The organism is Flavisphingopyxis soli (assembly GCF_007995095.1).
Lineage (GTDB): Bacteria > Pseudomonadota > Alphaproteobacteria > Sphingomonadales > Sphingomonadaceae > Flavisphingopyxis > Flavisphingopyxis soli.
Genome location: NZ_VOPY01000003.1, coordinates 300,917 through 317,647, shown reverse-complemented (window position 1 = coordinate 317,647; position 16,731 = coordinate 300,917). Strand labels below are relative to the sequence as shown.

21 protein-coding genes and 1 pseudogene are annotated in these 16,731 nt (G+C 64.6%); 16 read left to right on the top strand and 6 right to left on the bottom strand.

Features of this window, described 5'->3' with window-relative positions; all coding sequences use genetic code 11:
* Nucleotides 1-312: 312 nt before the first annotated feature.
* Together FSZ31_RS11910 and FSZ31_RS11905 are read left to right on the top strand one after the other, a co-directional pair.
* The gene (locus tag FSZ31_RS11910; protein ID WP_147123603.1) at nt 313-918 is read left to right on the top strand and encodes a hypothetical protein; all 606 of its coding nucleotides are present in this window, start codon (nt 313-315) and stop codon (nt 916-918) included.
* Between the two features lie 693 nt (nt 919-1,611).
* Complete coding sequence (locus tag FSZ31_RS11905; protein WP_147123602.1) at nt 1,612-2,340, top strand: recombinase family protein; 729 nt, start codon at nt 1,612-1,614, stop codon at nt 2,338-2,340.
* 747 nt (nt 2,341-3,087) lie between these two features.
* Here the strand turns inward: FSZ31_RS11905 and FSZ31_RS11900 are convergent.
* Both FSZ31_RS11900 and FSZ31_RS11895 read right to left on the bottom strand, forming a co-directional pair.
* Nucleotides 3,088-3,732, bottom strand: a pseudogene (locus tag FSZ31_RS11900) (magnesium chelatase domain-containing protein); the annotation flags it as partial.
* A 78-nt stretch (nt 3,733-3,810) separates the two neighbouring features.
* Nucleotides 3,811-4,497: a winged helix-turn-helix transcriptional regulator gene (locus FSZ31_RS11895; protein WP_147123600.1), complete on the bottom strand. Its 687-nt coding sequence runs from the start codon at nt 4,495-4,497 to the stop codon at nt 3,811-3,813.
* Between the two features lie 106 nt (nt 4,498-4,603).
* On the opposite strand from FSZ31_RS11895, the gene FSZ31_RS11890 reads away from it, so the two are divergent.
* From FSZ31_RS11890 to FSZ31_RS11830, 13 genes are all read left to right on the top strand, one after another.
* Complete coding sequence (locus FSZ31_RS11890; protein WP_408021663.1) at nt 4,604-5,032, top strand: VOC family protein; 429 nt, start codon at nt 4,604-4,606, stop codon at nt 5,030-5,032.
* 43 nt (nt 5,033-5,075) lie between these two features.
* A complete protein-coding gene (locus FSZ31_RS11885) occupies nt 5,076-5,435 on the top strand; it encodes a DUF1428 domain-containing protein (protein WP_147123598.1) in 360 nt (119 codons plus the stop codon).
* Between the two features lie 4 nt (nt 5,436-5,439).
* The gene (locus FSZ31_RS11880; RefSeq protein WP_147123597.1) at nt 5,440-5,919 is read left to right on the top strand and encodes a VOC family protein; all 480 of its coding nucleotides are present in this window, start codon (nt 5,440-5,442) and stop codon (nt 5,917-5,919) included.
* 1 nt (nt 5,920) lies between these two features.
* Nucleotides 5,921-6,595 (top strand): dihydrofolate reductase family protein, encoded by a 675-nt coding sequence (locus tag FSZ31_RS11875; RefSeq protein WP_147123596.1) that lies wholly within the window; start codon nt 5,921-5,923, stop codon nt 6,593-6,595.
* On the top strand, nt 6,595-7,245 hold the full coding sequence (locus FSZ31_RS11870) for a glutathione S-transferase family protein (protein ID WP_147123595.1): 651 nt from the start codon (nt 6,595-6,597) through the stop codon (nt 7,243-7,245). Before FSZ31_RS11875 ends, FSZ31_RS11870 begins: the two co-directional genes overlap by 1 nt.
* A 103-nt stretch (nt 7,246-7,348) precedes the next feature.
* Nucleotides 7,349-8,056: an alpha/beta hydrolase gene (locus FSZ31_RS11865; RefSeq protein WP_147123594.1), complete on the top strand. Its 708-nt coding sequence runs from the start codon at nt 7,349-7,351 to the stop codon at nt 8,054-8,056.
* A 62-nt stretch (nt 8,057-8,118) separates the two neighbouring features.
* Complete coding sequence (locus FSZ31_RS11860; protein ID WP_147123593.1) at nt 8,119-8,475, top strand: PGPGW domain-containing protein; 357 nt, start codon at nt 8,119-8,121, stop codon at nt 8,473-8,475.
* A 98-nt stretch (nt 8,476-8,573) separates the two neighbouring features.
* Nucleotides 8,574-8,708, top strand: coding sequence for a 50S ribosomal protein L34 (gene rpmH, locus FSZ31_RS11855; RefSeq protein WP_147123592.1), 135 nt, complete (start codon nt 8,574-8,576; stop codon nt 8,706-8,708).
* A 35-nt stretch (nt 8,709-8,743) separates the two neighbouring features.
* Nucleotides 8,744-9,190, top strand: coding sequence for a ribonuclease P protein component (rnpA, locus tag FSZ31_RS11850; RefSeq protein ID WP_147123591.1), 447 nt, complete (start codon nt 8,744-8,746; stop codon nt 9,188-9,190).
* Entirely contained in the window at nt 9,187-9,396 is a 210-nt protein-coding gene (gene yidD, locus FSZ31_RS11845) for a membrane protein insertion efficiency factor YidD (RefSeq protein ID WP_147123590.1), read from the top strand. The genes rnpA and yidD overlap by 4 nt, the downstream gene beginning before the upstream one ends.
* A gap of 46 nt (nt 9,397-9,442) precedes the next feature.
* Nucleotides 9,443-11,161, top strand: coding sequence for a membrane protein insertase YidC (gene yidC, locus FSZ31_RS11840; protein ID WP_147123589.1), 1,719 nt, complete (start codon nt 9,443-9,445; stop codon nt 11,159-11,161).
* A gap of 59 nt (nt 11,162-11,220) precedes the next feature.
* The gene (gene yihA / locus FSZ31_RS11835) at nt 11,221-11,805 is read left to right on the top strand and encodes a ribosome biogenesis GTP-binding protein YihA/YsxC (protein WP_236643812.1); all 585 of its coding nucleotides are present in this window, start codon (nt 11,221-11,223) and stop codon (nt 11,803-11,805) included.
* A gap of 49 nt (nt 11,806-11,854) precedes the next feature.
* The gene (locus tag FSZ31_RS11830) at nt 11,855-12,535 is read left to right on the top strand and encodes a glutathione S-transferase (RefSeq protein ID WP_147123587.1); all 681 of its coding nucleotides are present in this window, start codon (nt 11,855-11,857) and stop codon (nt 12,533-12,535) included.
* 6 nt (nt 12,536-12,541) lie between these two features.
* Here the strand turns inward: FSZ31_RS11830 and FSZ31_RS11825 are convergent, their stop codons facing one another.
* Entirely contained in the window at nt 12,542-13,006 is a 465-nt protein-coding gene (locus FSZ31_RS11825; protein WP_201739180.1) for a cupin domain-containing protein, read from the bottom strand.
* 122 nt (nt 13,007-13,128) lie between these two features.
* On the opposite strand from FSZ31_RS11825, the gene dapE reads away from it, so the two are divergent.
* Nucleotides 13,129-14,268, top strand: a complete 1,140-nt coding sequence (gene dapE / locus FSZ31_RS11820; RefSeq protein WP_147123585.1) for a succinyl-diaminopimelate desuccinylase — start codon at nt 13,129-13,131, stop codon at nt 14,266-14,268.
* Here dapE and FSZ31_RS11815 read toward each other — a convergent pair.
* The 3 genes from FSZ31_RS11815 to FSZ31_RS11805 all read right to left on the bottom strand — a co-directional run bounded on the left by FSZ31_RS11815 (nt 14,249) and on the right by FSZ31_RS11805 (nt 16,717).
* Nucleotides 14,249-14,833: a Smr/MutS family protein gene (locus FSZ31_RS11815; protein ID WP_147123584.1), complete on the bottom strand. Its 585-nt coding sequence runs from the start codon at nt 14,831-14,833 to the stop codon at nt 14,249-14,251. The genes dapE and FSZ31_RS11815 overlap by 20 nt on opposite strands.
* Nucleotides 14,830-15,981 (bottom strand): murein transglycosylase A, encoded by a 1,152-nt coding sequence (gene mltA / locus FSZ31_RS11810; protein WP_147123658.1) that lies wholly within the window; start codon nt 15,979-15,981, stop codon nt 14,830-14,832. Before mltA ends, FSZ31_RS11815 begins: the two co-directional genes overlap by 4 nt.
* 100 nt (nt 15,982-16,081) lie before the next feature.
* The gene (locus FSZ31_RS11805; protein WP_236643811.1) at nt 16,082-16,717 is read right to left on the bottom strand and encodes a Tim44/TimA family putative adaptor protein; all 636 of its coding nucleotides are present in this window, start codon (nt 16,715-16,717) and stop codon (nt 16,082-16,084) included.
* Between the last annotated feature and the right edge of the window lie 14 nt (nt 16,718-16,731).

Genomic DNA, 16,731 nt, shown 5'->3' with positions numbered 1-16,731 from the left:
GCCTTAGGGTTCCCTAACGTGTCCGCACGGCTGCCGCTAGCGAACAGCCAGCGAGCTTGCGGCGCACCGCTCCCGAGTCTCGAAACATATCCTATTTTGCCCTAAATGGCCCCTTAGAGCGCGAAGACGCATTCTAGGCCAGTCGGGTAGCCCAATTGCTCAGATGCCTCTTAGAGAGCGTCTCCGGGGCAAATTGGCAATCACTGCATTGTGCGGGCTGCCTGCCTTCGCACATGGCCGCTCCCCTGTTTGTCGGTTTCGTGGGGGAGCGGCCCCTCTTAACCGAAACCGCAATCTAATGGAAACCTACACATGAACGAAACCAACGACGAATTTACCGGCATTCCCGACATGCCGAGCGCCGATGCGATGCGCTCCGAACTGCTGCGGACCGGCGGTCCAAGTTTTTGGCGGCCCCATGGGACCCCTGACGGGACCGCCTCCAATCTCTCCGAGGCGGACCCCACGTTGGCCTATAAGGCGATGGAAGCGCGAATTGCGATAGGTCCGGGGCCGCATGGAAATCATTACCAATGGGCATTGTGGCACCACCACCAAGCGGTCGACAAGCTTGAGACCGAGCAGGATGCGCTACTCGCAAAAATCTCTGAGGTCCGGTACGATGCCGAGACAGGAGAGCCCGCCCCGGTTCTTACCCCCCAAGAGCGCGAGCGCATTGCCGTTCGGATAGCGGCATTGACCGGCGAACTTGAACGCAAGCAAGGCGAGCCCGGCAAAAAGGCTATGGCCGGGAAGCTGGAAGAAGCGGTCCGTAAGGAGCGGCAGAAGTATGCTGAGGTGTACATGCTGCGCGAAGCCGAGCGTCGCGCCGCTGCCAACGCAATGGAAGACAGGATCAATGACCTTGCCGAAACTGTCTTCAAGCAAGGCGCGGCCAAGCTGACGAACCGCAAGTGACGATCAAACGTCTCCGCAATGGGGCCCGGGTTTTTAGTCCGGGCTCCTTTGGCGGGGGTTCCCCCGTCCCGGCGTTCGACCCTTGGCAGGGAGTGCCAGCAAGCGCGCGCCTGACAGAGACAGAGAACCTTGGGAATGGCACCGTGCTGACGACCTACATCGGCACCCCTGAGTCCGATGGAGCGCATCGGAAACAAGCATCGGCTGCCCCTGCCGCGCCCGCTCCTATGCCGCCGCCTCTCGAACCGCTGAAGGTCCCTGAGGGCGGGATAGATCGTCTGGGGCGTTGGCGGCCAGTTGAGCTGCGGGTGCACTAGGATCAAATTCGCTACAAAATTCCGAGGCCCTAACACGTCCGTTTCTTCGGCCGCCTTCCCCCCATGGGGTAGGCCCTAGAGGGAGCCGAAGAGGGTTGAGCCGGGCCGCTATTCTCTCTTGGGTCGGCCCGGCTCCCCGCGCCGTGCCTTGCTCCAATTGCCGCGCACCCCATCTTGACAATACCGTTCCATATCGCCTAACGCTCGTTACGCCGTATGATACGGCAGGGAGAGCTGACGTGGTTAAAGAGGCAAACAACGTGATCGACGCGGCGGATCGCTTCCGGGCGCGGGCTGCTGCCCGGCGTGTCGATGCTGAGGAAGCGCGGGCGATTAAGATGCTCCGGCGGGTAGAAGAAGCGTTGGAGGGACGGCCATGAAGGCCGTTGCCTACTATCGGGTCTCCACGGCCTCACAGGGGCGGTCCGGTCTAGGTCTAGAAGCGCAGCGGCGAGACGTAGAGGCACTTTGCACCGCACGGGGTTTCGACATTATCGCGGACTTCACTGAGGTCGAGAGCGGCAAGCGAAATGACAGGCCGCAACTGACTGAGGCTTTGCGCCGCGCCAAGCTGACTGGCGCAACCCTTGTAGTGGCAAAGCTGGACCGCCTCTCGCGGTCACTCGCCTTCGTGTCGGCATTACAAGAGAGCGGTGCGCGTTTCATTGCGGCGGATATGCCTGAGGCTAACGAACTGACCGTCGGAGTGCTTGCGGCGGTCGCCAGACAGGAAGGCAAAGCTATCTCTCAGCGAACGCGGGATGGCCTTGCGATTGCCCGCGAACGGGCGGCGTCAGGTGGCACTAACAAGTGGGGCCAACCATACAAGGTTGCGCGGCTAGGCAATCCCAACGGAGCCGCTCCCCTCCGCCGTGCCGGTAAAGGTAACGCTGCTGCTATTGCAGCGAAGGCAGCCGCCGTGGATGCTAAGTGTGTCGAACTTGCGGGAGAGGTCGCTTCGCTCAGGAAGGCGGGAGCGGTGAGCCTCAGGGACCTAGCGGGCGGACTTAATGAGCGCCGCATCGAAGCGCCTCGCGGGGGTAATTGGCATCCGTCGGGGGTGAAGCGGCTCCTCTTCCGTTTAGATCGTTTGCGTTTGTCTTAGGCTCTGCTTTTTTTGGTTGATTAGGCCACTAGACTTGTTTGGTTAGACCCGGCAGGTTGGCAACTATGCCTGCCATTCCTCAATTTTGCTCGCAGTGCGGCCGCGCCAGTCCCGGGCCTATATTTGTAGGGACCGGCTCTAAAGTCATAATCAGAAATGCCACTTTAGAGTCACTTTGCCCATTTTGCGGAGGTCCTGCTTTCGTTCTTGAGGGCAGTTATACAAATCTTGTCGCTGGCGTGGTCTCCGCGATACGCGAAGGGGCCTCCAAAGCGAACCTTTTGGAGCTTCGCGATATCGCCGTAAGCGTCCGGAAGGGCCAAACGACGCCGCGTGAAGCTAAGGCTGAATCCGCAGCAATAAATCCGGCACTCGGAGCAATATGGTCCGGACTTGGAGCGCCACAGGCTGTGCTTCTGGTCGGCATTCTGACCATTATTCTCACGTTTTATTACGGGCAGTCCGGATCGGAAGAGGCGGCCCGGCAGACGCTTTTGGGCGAAAAATCTCTGCAAGTTCAGGAGAGAATTCTCAAGGAACTGCAAAAGGCCGTGCCCCCAGTGCCCAGTGGCGATGCGAATTCCGGGCGAGCACCTGACAGCGCCGCAGTTCTCCCTCCTAAGTCGATCCGCGGTCCCAGCACAGGAAAATCAAATCGCAAGGAGCGGCGGAAGCAGGCCGCGCTAAAACGCAGGTCAGGAACGGTAGTCGAATTACCCTAGCCTCGTCTCAGGGTCTTTACGTATCAACCATCAGCAGATTATGCCCGCCAGCCGCGGCGATTTCGAGCGCACGCTTGGCGGTCTCCTGCCCCTTGACCATCCTGAGGTCGGTCGCCCGTGCGGGTTCGCTCACCTCGCCCGGTTGCGGCGGCGACAGCAGCGCTGTTCCCTTGAAGTGGTTGAGCAGCGCGAGCAGGTCGGGCGCGGCGATCACCTCGACGCTGCCCGCCCATGCCGCTTCTGGTCCCTGAGCGGCAGGGCAGACCAGTCCTTTCCCTTCGCCGCCCGCATGGAGCGCGGCGAGCAGCACACCGGGCGACGACGCGACGCGTCCGTCGAGCCCCAGCTCGCCGACGACGACGTACTCGCTCAGCGTCTCGGCATCGATCACCCCCATCGCGCCCAGCAAGGCGAGCGCGATCGGCAGGTCGTAATGCGATCCTTCCTTGGGCAGGTCGGCGGGCGACAGGTTGACGGTGATGCGCTTGGGCGGCAGCGACAGGCCGATCGCGGCTATCGCGGCGCGGACGCGTTCGCGGCTTTCGGCGACCGCCTTGTCGGGCAGGCCGACGACGATGAAGGCCGGCACGCCCGGCGCGACCTGGCACTGGACCTCGATGACGCGCGCCTCGAGCCCCAGATAGGCCACCGTCGATACGATCGCGACCATGCCGCCCCCTTTCGTCCTGCCCCCCTTTTGTTCTGGACGAAAGCTTGCCGAATCAACGCGGAAGAGTCGAGCAGAGAATTATCGTGGGCGCGGCATCGGTGCCTTGGGCGGCAGCGTGAACATCGCATTGAACGCCGCAAACGCCTCGCGCGGTCCGGTCAGCGTCAGCAGCCCCGCCGCGGCGAGATCGTCGAGCGGCACGTCGCCATAGATCGCGGCGGCGAGGCCCGCGGGGTCGCCCGCCAGGACGATGTCGCCCGCGCCTGCATCGCCGCGCGCGATATCGATCGCGCCATCGGCGACATGCGCGACATATTCGTCCTCACCGAAGCGGAAACCGACGCGCAGATCCATGTCCCTAGCCAGCGTGCGATCGATCATCGTGCGAAACGACAGCAGGATCGATACCCCCGATATCGGCAGCGTCGCGTCGTGCATTGGCGATCGTGCAGCCCATCGGCCGAGCACCTGGACGATCTCCTCCGCCTCGTACCCCCATGGCGTCAACTCGTAGACCTGGACCGACGCGGGCGGCGCCAGCTTGCGCTTGACCAGCAATCCGCGCGCTTCGAGCTCGCCGAGCCGCTGCGTCAGGACATTCGCGCTGATTCCCGGCAGGTCGCTGCGCAGTTGCGAAAATCGCCGCGGTCCGAGCATCAGCTCGCGCAGCACGAGCAGCGCCCAGCGGTCGCCGACGAGCTCGAGCCCATGGGCGGTTCCGCAAGCATCGTCATAGCGTTTGGGGGTTGATCCGGTACTGGTCATATTTTTTGTGACTGCATGGTTGTTTTTTCTAACCAATAACGGCAGGATTGTCAAATCCCGAGTCGCGGCAAGCGGCCGTACCCCAGGAGACATTCCCGTGACCCAGATGATTTTCGTGAACCTGCCCGTTAACGACCTTGCTCGCTCGGTCGCCTTTTACGAAGCGATCGGCCTGCACAAGGAAACCAAGTTCAGCGACGACACCGCCGCGGCAATGAAATTGTCCGACACCATCAACGTGATGCTGCTGACCCACGACAAATGGCGCAGCTTCACCAGCAAGGCGATCGTCGATGCGAAAACCAGCGCCCAGGTGGCGCTGTGCATTTCGCGCGACAGCCGCGCCGGCGTCGATGCCATCACCGAGGCGGCGGCCAGGGCGGGCGGCGTCGCCGACGTCAGCCCGCCACAGGACCATGGCTTCATGTACGGACGCAGCTTCGAGGATCCCGATGGCCATGTCTGGGAACCGATGTGGATGGACCCCGTCGCCGCCGAACAGGGGCCCGGAGCCTTCGCGCAGCAGGACGCATGAGCGCGAACCAAGCTGCGCCAGCCGATCATCAAGGAGAACCGACATGAGCTATATCGATGGATTCCTGATCCCCGTGCCGCGCGACAAGCGGGCCGAGTACGAGGAACAGGCGCGCAAGGCGGCGCCGATCTTCATGGAGCTCGGCGCCACGCGCATCGTCGAGACGTGGAGCGACGATATCAAGCACGGCACCACCACCGACTTCTATCGCGCGGTCAAGGCCGAGGACGGCGAGGACGTCGTGTTCAGCTGGATCGAATATCCTGACAAGGCGACGCGCGATACGGCCAACGAAAAAATGATGAGTGATCCGCGTTTCGAGGAAATGGGCGAAATGCCATTCGACGGCAAACGCATGATCTTTGGTGGTTTCTCGCCGATCCTGGACACGGCGAAGGACTGAAACCATGGCCCGCAACACGATCTGCCTGTGGTACGACGGCACCGCCGAAGACGCCGCGCAATTCTACGCCGACACCTTCCCCGACAGCAGCATAGAGGCGGTCCACCGCGCGCCGGGCGACTATCCCTCGGGCAAGAAGGGCGAGGTCCTGACCGTCGCATTCACCGTCGTCGGCGTGCCGTGCCTCGGCCTCAATGGCGGGCCGGCCTTCCCGCAGACACAGGCGTTTTCGTTCCAGGTCGAAACCGCCGACCAGGACGAGACCGATCGCTATTGGAATGCCATCCTGGACAATGGCGGCGAAGCGAGCGCGTGCGGCTGGTGCAAGGACAAATGGGGGGTCAACTGGCAGATCACGCCCAAACAGCTGACCGATGCGATCAGCGACCCCGATCCGGCGGCCGCCGGGCGCGCGTTCGAGGCGATGATGGACATGGTCAAGATCGACATCGCGGCAATCGAAGCCGCGCGGCGGGGAGCCTGATATGGCACGCAAGATTACCGGCGCCGCCTTCGTCTCGCTCGACGGCGTGATCCAGGCCCCCGGGGGCCCGACCGAGGACCCGACCGGCGGCTTCGATCAGGGCGGCTGGGTCTTCAAGCTGTGGGACGAGGGCATCAACGAGACGCTCGGCACGCTGTTCGCAGGGGATTACGGCCTGCTGCTCGGGCGGCGGACCTACGACATTTTTGCCGCCTACTGGCCCTATGTCGAAGGCGAAGAGGCGGCGATGGGCGAAGCCTTCACCCGCGCGGACAAATATGTCCTGACGCGCTCGGACGCTTCGCTCGACTGGGACAACAGCCACCGCCTCGGCGATATCGATGCGGTCGCTGCACTCAAGCAGACCGACGACCCAGATCTCGTCATCCAGGGGTCGAGCACGCTTTACCCGCCGCTGCTCGCCGCGGGCCTGATCGACCGGCTGATCCTGATGACCTATCCGGTCGTGCTCGGATCGGGCAAGCGCCTGTTCGGCGACGACACGCGTGCGGGCCAACTGGAAATGACCGATCACCGGGTCACCGACAAGGGCACCGTGATCGCGACCTATCGACCCGGCGGCGCGCTGCCGCCCTATCCCCCCTTCGGCCCCAAACCGAGCACCAGCGATCGCGAAGCCGAACGCCAGCGCCGGATGAAACAAGGGACATGGTAATGCTGAAACTCTACGGCCACCCGTTCTCGTCGTACACGTGGAAGGCGCTGATCGCGCTCTACGCCAACGACACGCCGTTCACCTTCCATACGCTCGACGGCGACCAGCCCGAGGCGGCGGCGATCGTCGCGGCGGCAAGCCCGCTCGGCAAATTTCCGTTGCTCGTCGATGGCGACATCAAGATTTTCGAAGCAACCGCGATCATCGAATATCTCGCCGCGCTCAATCCGGGCTCCGCGTCGCTGATCCCCGCCGGCCTGCTGGCGGCCACGCAGGCGCGCATGTGGGACCGCGTGTTCGACAATTACGTCATGAACATCATGCAGATCGCAGTGAATGAGGCGATCCATTCGCCCGGCAATCTCGACGAAGTGCGGATTGCCGCGATGGAAGGCCAACTCGACCGCGTCTACGACTGGCTCGAGGCCTGGCTCGCCGATTACGAGCGCCCCGATCACATCACGATCGTCGAATGCGCTGCTGCGCCGTCGCTGTTCTACGCCGACTGGGTCTATCCGATCGGCCCGACACGCCCGCGCCTCATGGCATGGCGCGCGCATCTTCTCGCGCTCCCCGAAGTCTCGCGCTGCGTCGAGGATGCGCGCCCGTTCCGCCATTATTTCCCGCTCGGCGCGCCCGATCGCGACTGAACCCCAGACAAGGTAAACGATTCCCTAACTGCATCCGAACACCGCTGCGAAAGGCGGCGACGCGCAAGACCGTACCGGTATCTTCCGGAACGATCGGCATCGCATGGCCTTACGTCCTCAGTTTTCAACGATCATCGGCAGCGTCGCGACGCTGGCGCTGCTCTTCGCCGCGCCCGCCGGCGCCGATACCACCGTCGAAATCTATGTCGAAAACGGCGTTACCGTCACCGTCGAAACGACGTGGGAGACCGTCCCCGCAGCGACCGCACCCGAATTCGCGTCCGTTCCGGGCAACTACCTCGCCCGCTTCGGCCCGTTTTATGTCACCGCGCCCGATCGTGCCGCGATGGCGGGCATCGTCGACACGCCGACCCCGCGTCAGTTCGCCGCGATGATGAAGGCCTATCCGGGCATCCACACGCTCGATCTCATCGACCTGCCCGGCACCTATGACAGCGACGCCAACCTCGTCCTCGCGCGCATGGTCCGCAAGGCGGGCATCGATACGCACGTCCCCGCCGGCGGATCGGTCCGTTCGGGCGGCGTCGAGCTGTGGCTCGCGGGCGCGCACCGCAGCGCCGACGAAGGTTCGGAGTTCGCGGTCCATAGCTGGGAAGACGAAACCGGCCGCGAGGCAACCGATTACGCCGCCGACGCGCCCGAGCATCAGCCCTTCCTCGCTTTCTATCGCGATGTCGGGATGAGCGCGCTCGAGGCGAAGACCTTCTACGCGATGACCAACAGCGTGCCGTTCGAACAGGCGCGCTATCTCGGTCGCGCTGACATGGCCGCGCTGCACCTGCTCAACTGACCTCCAACAAAGCAAATAGCGCGGGCCGTCTTGCAGCGGCAATACAGTTTCCCCATATTGCCATGATGGACGAACCGCCCAAGACCTTGCTGTGGAAACACCCGGTTACGCGCGGCATTCTCGTTGCGACCGGCGTGTTGCTGATGATCGGCGGGGTCGTGATCGGCCCGCTGCCCGGCCCGGGCTTTCTCGTCCTGTTCCCGATCGGCCTTGCGCTGGTCCTCAAGAACGCAACGTGGAGCAAGCGCATTTACCTGCGCCTGCGCCGCCGCTATCCCGATTACGGCCGCTGGACCGACTGGGCGCTGCGCCGGCCGCGCCATCGCGCGATGCCGCCGCCGCCGCCGTGGCGCGAAGGCCTCGTTTCCTTGTGGCGCGGGATCAGGAAACCGCCCGAAAATCGCCCCCGCGATGATTGACATGCCGGGCCCCTTGGCCTATCGGGCCTGCCATACGGCGGCCGCCCAGCGATGGCGGCCCTTTTTATTCGAACCAGTTCATATTCGGGATATCAGCGATGAAGCGCACCTTCCAGCCAAGCAACCTCGTCCGCGCACGGCGCCACGGGTTTTTCGCCCGCAAGGCGACTCCGGGCGGCCGCAACATCCTGCGTGCCCGCCGCGCCCGCGGCCGCAAGAAGCTTTCGGCCTAACGCCGCCGCGCCCCCACCCGGGCGCGACTTCAGCCATGGCCGAAACCGAATCGGCATCCCCGACCCCCGCCCTTCGCAATCGAAGCGGCGGGGTTCGTGCGTCTGGTCCCGAATCGGTCGCCGTGTCGTCCGATGGGGACAAGCCCTCGGTTCGAAAGCTCCACGTCCGGCGCGAATTTCTCGCCGCCAATCGCGGCAAGCGCGCGCACGGTCCCGCCTTCGTCCTGCTCATCCATGACCGCCGCGACGATGACCCGGCGATCGGCATCGGCATCACCGTGACCAAGAAGGTCGGCAACGCGGTCGTGCGCAACCGGATCAAGCGCCGCTTTCGCGCGCTCGCCCGCGACGTCCTTCCCGACCACGGCATCGCCGGCGCCGATCACGTTCTGATCGGGCGCAAGGACGCGCTGACGCGCGATTTCGCGCATCTGCGCACCGACCTCGTCAAGGCGATCGCCAAGGCGAAGGGGCCGCGATGAAGCGCCTCCTCATCCTCATCGCGCGCGGCTGGCAGCTCGGTCCGTCGCGTATCCTGCCGCCCAGCTGCCGCTATGCGCCGAGCTGTTCGGAATATGCCATACAAGCGCTCGAACGCCATGGTGCGATCAAGGGTGGCTGGATCGCGGCAAAACGGCTAATGCGCTGCCATCCATGGGGTGGGCACGGATACGATCCGGTGCCCTGACGCGCTCCGACCTCCTCTTCACGCAGACAAACGGGAACTTTCAACGGTGGATGACAAACGCAACATGGTGCTGGCGGTGGTTTTCGCCGGCCTGATTCTGCTCGGCTGGCCGTACGTCGCCAACCATTTCTTCCCCACTGCGACCCCGCCATCGACGCAGATTTCGGGCGGCAAGCAGACCGCCCTGCCTGCGCCCGAAGCCGATCCCGCCGCCGACAGCCCGAAGGCGATCCGCGATCGCGCCGTGGTCATCGCCGAAACGCCGCGCATCCCGATCCAGACGCCGCGCATGACCGGCTCGATCAACCTCAAGGGCGCGCGCATCGATGACGTGGTCCTGACCGGGTACAAGGAAACCATCGCGCCCGATTCGCCGCCGATCCACCTGTTCTCGCCTGCCGGGACCAAGAACGCCTATTATGCCGGCCTCGGCTGGACCGGACAGGGGCTCAACGCACCCGACACCAACACCGTGTGGAAAGCGAGCGGCGCCAAGCTGACGCCCGAAACGCCGGTCACGCTGTTCCACGACAACGACCAGGGGCAGACCTTCACGATCGAGCTGTCGATCGACAAGAACTACATGATCAGCGCCAAGCAGACCGTGACCAACCGGGGCACGTCCTCGGTCGGGGTTGCGCCCTATGCGCTGGTCAACCGGATCGGCGCACCGACCGACAAATCGACCTGGACCAATCATTCGGGACCGATGGGTGTCATCGACGATGCCGCCGATTACAAATGGAACTACAAGGACCTGGCCGAACAGATGGGCACGCCCGAAACGCGTGCAACGACCGGCGGCTGGGTCGGCTTTACCGACAAATACTGGCTGAGCGCGGTCATTCCCGATCAGAAGACGCGCGTCGATGCAACGCTGCGCGCTGCCAAGGGCGACCTGTTCCAGGCCAACTGGGCGGCCAAGCAGGAAGTGCTCGCACCGGGCAAGTCGCTGACCACGACGAGCCGCATCTTTGCCGGCGCCAAGGAAACCTCGCTGCTCGAAGATTATGCCGACAGCGGCATCGTCAAGTTCGACCGGGCGATCGACTGGGGCTGGTTCCGCTGGTTCGAAAAGCCGATTTTCTACCTGCTCGACTGGCTGTTCAAACTGTTCGGCAATTTCGGCGTCGCGATCATCGCGCTGACCTTCATCATCCGCGGGCTGATGTTCCCGATCGCCCAGAAGGGCTTTCGCTCGATGGCGCAAATGCGCGTCGTCCAGCCCAAGATGAAGGCGATCCAGGACAAGCACAAGGACGACAAGCCGCGCATGCAGCAGGAGATCATGGAGCTCTACAAGCGCGAAAAGGTCAATCCGATGGCCGGCTGCCTGCCGATCTTCCTGCAGATTCCCGTCTTCTATGCGCTCTACAAGGTGTTGATGCTGACGATCGAGATGCGCCACCAGCCGTTCTTCGGCTGGCTCAAGGATCTGAGCGCGCCCGATCCCTTGCACGTCCTCAACCTGTTCGGCCTGCTGCCGTATCAGGTGCCGGGCTTCCTCGGCATCGGCGTCCTCGCGATCCTGCTTGGCGCCTCGATGTGGCTCCAGTTCCGCCTCAACCCGCAGCCGATGGACGACGTCCAGAAACAGATTTTCGGCTTCATGCCGTGGGTCCTGATGTTCGTCATGGCGCCGTTCGCGGCCGGGCTGCTGCTCTACTGGATCACCTCGAACGTGCTCACGATCGCGCAGCAGAAGTTCCTCTACAGCCGCTATCCGGGGCTGAAGGCGGAACCCAAGACCGCAGACGCGAAGTGACCGAGGAAGAAGCCCAGGCCGACCTGATCGAGCGCGCGCGCAAGCTGTTCGCGGGGCCGATGGCATTCCTGCTCTCGGCGCCCAAGCTCGAGTTCCTGCCCGAACCGACCGTCCCCGAGGTCGCCTTTGCCGGCCGCTCCAACGTCGGCAAGTCGTCGCTGCTCAACGCGCTGACCGGGCGCAAGTCGCTCGCGCGCACCTCGGTCACGCCGGGACGCACGCAGGAATTGAACTTCTTCGACATCGGCGATCCGGTCTCGTGCCGCCTCGTCGACATGCCCGGCTACGGCTTTGCCAAGGCGCCCAAGGATGTCGTCAAGAAATGGCGTTTCCTGATCAACGACTATCTGCGCGGCCGCGCGGTGCTCAAACGCTCGCTGGTGCTGATCGACGCGCGTCACGGGATCAAGGATATCGACCGCGAAGTGATGACGATGCTCGACGAGGCGGCGGTCGGCTATCGTCTCGTCATCACCAAGGCCGACAAGATCAAGGCGAGCGCGCTCGCCGAAGTCCAGGCGCGGACCGAGGCCGAGGCGCGCAAGCACCCCGCCGCGCATCCAGAGATCCTCGTCACCTCGAGCGAAAAGGGCATGGGCATCGCCGAGCTGCGCGCGGTCGTCCTCGACGCCTTCGAAAGCTAGATCGCCCCCTTGCGCTCGCGCCCGAGCGGAAACAGGATGAGATGATACGATGAAACTGTTTATCGGCAACAAGGCCTATTCGAGCTGGTCGATGCGCGGCTGGCTGGCGTGCAAGCAATCCGGCCTGCCATTCGAAGAGGTCGTCGTGCCGTTGTATTCGGACGAATGGGACCGGCGCCGCGAAGGCAACGAGTTCGCGCCCGGCGGCGGCAAGGTGCCGATATTGTGGGATGGCGAGGATTGCGTCATCTGGGACAGCCTGGCGATCATCGAGTATCTCAACGAAAAGACCGACAACAAACTCTTCTGGCCCGACGACGTCCACGCCCGCGCGATGGCGCGCTCGATGGCGGCCGAAATGCATTCGAGCTATGCCGCGCTGCGCCGCGAATGCACGATGAACATCCGCCGCATCTATCCCGACGCGAAGATCGGTCCCGAGGCGCAGGCCGACGTTGCACGCATCCTCCAGATCTGGGCCGAGGCGCGCGCGCGTTTCGGCGGCCTGGGCGGCGGCGACGGCGATTTCCTGTTCGGCGCGTTCGGCGCGGTCGACATCATGTTCGCGCCGGTCGTCACGCGCTTCATCAGCTATTCGATCCCCGTTCCGCCCTTTGCCGCTGCCTATATGAAAGCGGTCATCGAACACCGCTTCGTCCAGGACTGGATCGCATCGGCGCAGGAAGAGGAATGGGTCATCGACCAGTATGAGATCGCGCCCGAAGGCTGATCCCGCCTAGGCGATCCGGTTGGTCGGATAGGGCGTGCCGTCATTGTGGACATAGCCGTCCTTGGTGAAGCGCATGTCGATGTCCGAATAGCTCCCGCCGCCATCGCGGTCGCCCGCGCTGATCGCGACAAACGTGCAGTCGGCATCGCTCCGGTTGATCAGATGATGACCGTTCGGCGCGCCCTTGGCCCAGGCCGCGATGTCACCCGCGCGCATGATCGTTTCGCCCGTATCCTCGACCAGCACTGCTTCGCCGGCGATCATGATCACCATCTCGTCTTCGCCCTCGTGCCAGTGGCGCTGCGAGGACCAGGCGCCGGGCTTGAGCACGACGTGGCTCGCGCCCATTTCGCTGAGTCCTGCTGCCGGGGCGAGGCGGCGATGCCAGCGTCCCTGCACCGGCCCGTTAAAGGGCGGCGGATAGCCCGTCGTGTTGGTCTGTTCGATAGCGTCCAGTTCGATCTTGGGCACGGTCATTCCCCTCTTCGTCGTCACCCTGAACTTGTTTCAGGGTCGATATCCTCATAGGTCCGCCCGAACGCGCGGCGCCAGTGTCTTTAGCGTCGAGACGCGCTCAGATTGACGAGATTAGTATGACCCAGAGCACCGACCCCATCGACCTCGCCACCCGCCTCATCGCCGCAAAAAGCGTCACCCCCGCGACCGGCGCGGTGTTCGATGCGATTACGCCGATGCTCGAAGCGGCGGGCTTTGCCGTGACGCGCTTCATCGATGGCAGCGACGACCCCGATCCCGAAAACGGCGGCCCGGTCGAAAACCTGCTCGCCACGCGCGGCAGCGGCGGCCGTCACTTCGCCTTTGCCGGCCATCTCGACGTCGTCCCGCCAGGCGAAGGCTGGGAAAGCGACGCGTTCGCGCCCGAAATCCGCGGCGGCCTGCTCTACGGGCGCGGCGCGGTCGACATGAAGGGCGCGATCGCCTGCTTCATCGCCGCCGCCATGCGCGTCCCGGCCGATGCCGGCACGATCAGCCTGATCATCACGGGGGACGAGGAAGGCGCGGCGATCCACGGAACGCGCGCACTGATGCGGCACATGGCCGACGCGAGCTGCACGCCAGAAATGATCCTCGTCGGCGAACCGACCTCGGTCAACCGGCTCGGCGACACGATGAAGATCGGCCGGCGCGGATCGGTCAACATGTGGATCAGGGTCGACGGCACGCAGGGCCATGTCGCCTATCCGCACCTCGCCGACAATCCGATCGCGAAACTGGTGACGATCCTCAACGAGATCGCTGCGATCGAACTCGACCAGGGCACCGACTGGTTCCAGCCGAGCAATATCGAAACGACCGATATCGCGGTCGGTAATCCGGCTCACAACGTCATTCCCAAGTCCGCCTCTGCGCGGCTGTCGTGCCGCTTCAACGATCTCCACACGGGCACCGAAATTGCGGACCGCTTGCGCGCCATCGCCGAAAAGCACGGCGGCACGCTCAAGGGAGTCGTCTCGGGCGAGGCCTTCCTGACCCCGCCGGGCGAATTGTCGAACCTCGTCCAGGACGCGGTCGAATCGGTCACCGGCGTTCGCCCCGAAGCATCGACCAGCGGCGGCACGTCCGACGCGCGCTTCCTTTCGGCCTTGTGCCCGGTGGTCGAATTCGGCCTGATCAACGCGACGATGCACAAGCTCGACGAGGCGGTCGCGGTCGCCGACCTCGAAAACCTCACCGATATCTACGAAGCGATGCTCAACCGCGCCTTCGCCTGAGGATCAGGTACACCGCACCCGCCCCGCCATGGCGCGGGTGAGCGCCGCGAATCGAGGCAATCGACGATGCGTGGCGCGACGCGGCGATCCAGTCTTCGAGCTTGGCACGGATCATACCGCGCGGACGGATGACGCCCGCCGATGCGCGCCCCGCCGAGGGATCGGCAGCGCCGCGCCCGGTGACGACGAGCACCACGCGCGTGCCGATCGCATTTGCCTCTTCGAGTGCGAAGTCGAGCCGCCGCCACGCCTGGTCGAGCGTCAGGCCGTGGAGGTCGATCGTCGCATCGGCTGACAACCGCCCGCGTGCGATCTGCCGTTCCCAGCTGCCGTCGAGACCGCCATTGGGCGGCGCAACCTTGGCGGACGGCGCAGGGGGAGCGGGCGGCGGCACGCGGCCGATGCGCGGGCCGGCCTTGGCCTTGGGCGATGCGGTGGGCGGCGGCGCGGGCGCGGGATCGGCAAAGATGTGGCGTCCCGGCAGCGGATCGACCGAACGCGCGACGCGGTTCCACAGCGCGCGGCCATCTGCGTCGAGCGCGGCATCGCGCGATTTGCGGGTCATTGCGCTGGACGGGTGGCGAGCCGCTCGGCGGCAGCGCGCGGCAACAGGATCAGCGCGCTGCCATGGCCCGACATTCCGCCCGCGATTGTCCGCGCCTCGGCGCCGGCGCCCCAGAAGGTATCGAAGCGGTTGGCGCCCTTGATCGCGCCGCCGGTATCTTGCGCGATCCACAGGCCATCGGCGATATCGGCATCGAGATCGAGCAGCACGGGCGCACCGAGCGGAACGAATTTCGGATCGGCGGCAACGGTAGCGCGCGGCGTGACGGGCCGCCCGAGCGCACCGAGCGGACCGGCACCGGTCAGCTCCTGGAAGAAGATATAGCTGGGGTTTTCGCGCATTACCGCCGCGCCGCGCGCGGGGTCGGTACGGAGATATTCCATGATCCCCTGCATCGATCGCTTGTCCCTGGGCAATACGCCGCGATCGGCGAGGAGTTTGCCGATACCGACATAATCGCGCCCGTTCTGCCCGGCATAGCCGATCCGGATCACCGACCCGTCGGGCGCTTGCAACCGCCCCGATCCCTGGACCTGGAGGAAGAACAGTTCGACCGCGTCGGCGGCATAGCCGATCACCGGCGCATGCCCTGCTATCGCACCCGCCTCGATCGCCGCGCGGTCGTAATAGGGGACGAGGCTGTTGCCCTCGACCCGGCCCCGGATGCGTTTGCCCTTGAGCGTGTCGCTGAATTGACCGAGATCGACGTCAATCAGGTCGGTCGGTACGCCATAAACGGGGATCTGGTAGCCCGGCGCCTTGCTTCGCTGCCCGGCGATCTGCGGTTCGAAATAGCCCGTCGCAAAGGCGCTGCCGTCGCCGACGCGGACGGCGCGGAAATTTTCGGTGAAGAAGGTCCGTCCAGACGACGCTCCCGCCGCGGCCGCGCAGGCATCGTCCCAGTCGCCCGCACGCGTCAGGCCGCTCGAATCGCTGCGCTTGACGAGCGACGGGCAGCTGATCCGGAATGCCGCCAGCGCAGCATCGAGCCGCGCATCGGACAGGCGCGAAAGATCGGCTGAAGCGATTGCGATACCGGCCTCGCTGGCCGTTTCAGCTTCGGCTTTGGTCGGTGTGGGGACGGGCTGGGCGGTAGCCGGCGGCTCACTGCCCGCCTGGCGTTCGACCGTACACGATCCAAGCAGCATCAGCGCCGCCGATGCGGTCACAACCAGCGCGGCACGCGTCTGCCATAAGTGCGAATTGTCCGCGCGGCGGTGGCGTCGAAGGGTCACCGCCCGCGCCCCGTCAGGCGACGTCGGTTTCGTCGAGCACCCAGTTGGGATCGTTGCTCGCCAGGTCGCGGGTAAAGGTCCAGATGTCGTGCGTCTGGACGCCGTCGCTGAGCGATCCGGCGATAACCTGCTTGTCGGCGTCGCGCGTCACTGCCGAGATATCGGCGTCGAAGCGGACGATGACATCGGCGATCGACCCGTTGAGGCTTGCCCCGACGATCGTTGCTTCCTCGATCGCGACAAGCCGGTTGTCGAGCGTCTCGCCCGCTGCCTCGCGCGCGGTGATCGCGCCGTCGAAGGCGGCATAGACATCGTCGTCGCACAGGTCGCGCAGCGTCTCGCGGTCGCCCGCCCAGAACGCTTCCAGAACCATGCGATAGGCAGCCTGCGCACCGCCAAGAAACTTGCCGACATCGAAGCTGCGATCGGCATTGAGGATCTTGCGGATGCCCGTCTCGGCGGCGGGGTGATAGACCGTGTCGGGAATACCGACGGGATCGACCACGCGGCCTTCGATGACGTCGTCCTTGGGCGCCTGCGCGACCGCGCGGGGATGCTCGTCGGGACGGCGCAGCACGGGTTCCTGCTCGTGACCGGTCCGTTTGCCCAGCACCGAATAGAGCCTCAGGCCCAGAAAAGCGGCGATCATGGCCAGAAGGACGA

Bases quoted from the DNA above. Each gene is read 5' to 3' on its own strand.
- FSZ31_RS11910 (WP_147123603.1), top strand. From the start codon at position 313: ATGAACGAAACCAACGACGAATTTACCGGCATTCCCGACATGCCGAGC.
- FSZ31_RS11905 (WP_147123602.1), top strand. From the start codon at position 1,612: ATGAAGGCCGTTGCCTACTATCGGGTCTCCACGGCCTCACAGGGGCGG.
- FSZ31_RS11895 (WP_147123600.1), bottom strand. From the start codon at position 4,497: ATGACCAGTACCGGATCAACCCCCAAACGCTATGACGATGCTTGCGGA.
- FSZ31_RS11890 (WP_408021663.1), top strand. From the start codon at position 4,604: ATGATTTTCGTGAACCTGCCCGTTAACGACCTTGCTCGCTCGGTCGCC.
- FSZ31_RS11885 (WP_147123598.1), top strand. From the start codon at position 5,076: ATGAGCTATATCGATGGATTCCTGATCCCCGTGCCGCGCGACAAGCGG.
- FSZ31_RS11880 (WP_147123597.1), top strand. From the start codon at position 5,440: ATGGCCCGCAACACGATCTGCCTGTGGTACGACGGCACCGCCGAAGAC.
- FSZ31_RS11875 (WP_147123596.1), top strand. From the start codon at position 5,921: ATGGCACGCAAGATTACCGGCGCCGCCTTCGTCTCGCTCGACGGCGTG.
- FSZ31_RS11870 (WP_147123595.1), top strand. From the start codon at position 6,595: ATGCTGAAACTCTACGGCCACCCGTTCTCGTCGTACACGTGGAAGGCG.
- FSZ31_RS11865 (WP_147123594.1), top strand. From the start codon at position 7,349: ATGGCCTTACGTCCTCAGTTTTCAACGATCATCGGCAGCGTCGCGACG.
- FSZ31_RS11860 (WP_147123593.1), top strand. From the start codon at position 8,119: ATGATGGACGAACCGCCCAAGACCTTGCTGTGGAAACACCCGGTTACG.
- rpmH (WP_147123592.1), top strand. From the start codon at position 8,574: ATGAAGCGCACCTTCCAGCCAAGCAACCTCGTCCGCGCACGGCGCCAC.
- rnpA (WP_147123591.1), top strand. From the start codon at position 8,744: ATGGCCGAAACCGAATCGGCATCCCCGACCCCCGCCCTTCGCAATCGA.
- yidD (WP_147123590.1), top strand. From the start codon at position 9,187: ATGAAGCGCCTCCTCATCCTCATCGCGCGCGGCTGGCAGCTCGGTCCG.
- yihA (WP_236643812.1), top strand. From the start codon at position 11,221: ATGGCATTCCTGCTCTCGGCGCCCAAGCTCGAGTTCCTGCCCGAACCG.
- FSZ31_RS11830 (WP_147123587.1), top strand. From the start codon at position 11,855: ATGAAACTGTTTATCGGCAACAAGGCCTATTCGAGCTGGTCGATGCGC.
- dapE (WP_147123585.1), top strand. From the start codon at position 13,129: ATGACCCAGAGCACCGACCCCATCGACCTCGCCACCCGCCTCATCGCC.
- FSZ31_RS11815 (WP_147123584.1), bottom strand. From the start codon at position 14,833: ATGACCCGCAAATCGCGCGATGCCGCGCTCGACGCAGATGGCCGCGCG.
- mltA (WP_147123658.1), bottom strand. From the start codon at position 15,981: ATGCTGCTTGGATCGTGTACGGTCGAACGCCAGGCGGGCAGTGAGCCG.
- FSZ31_RS11805 (WP_236643811.1), bottom strand. From the start codon at position 16,717: ATGATCGCCGCTTTTCTGGGCCTGAGGCTCTATTCGGTGCTGGGCAAA.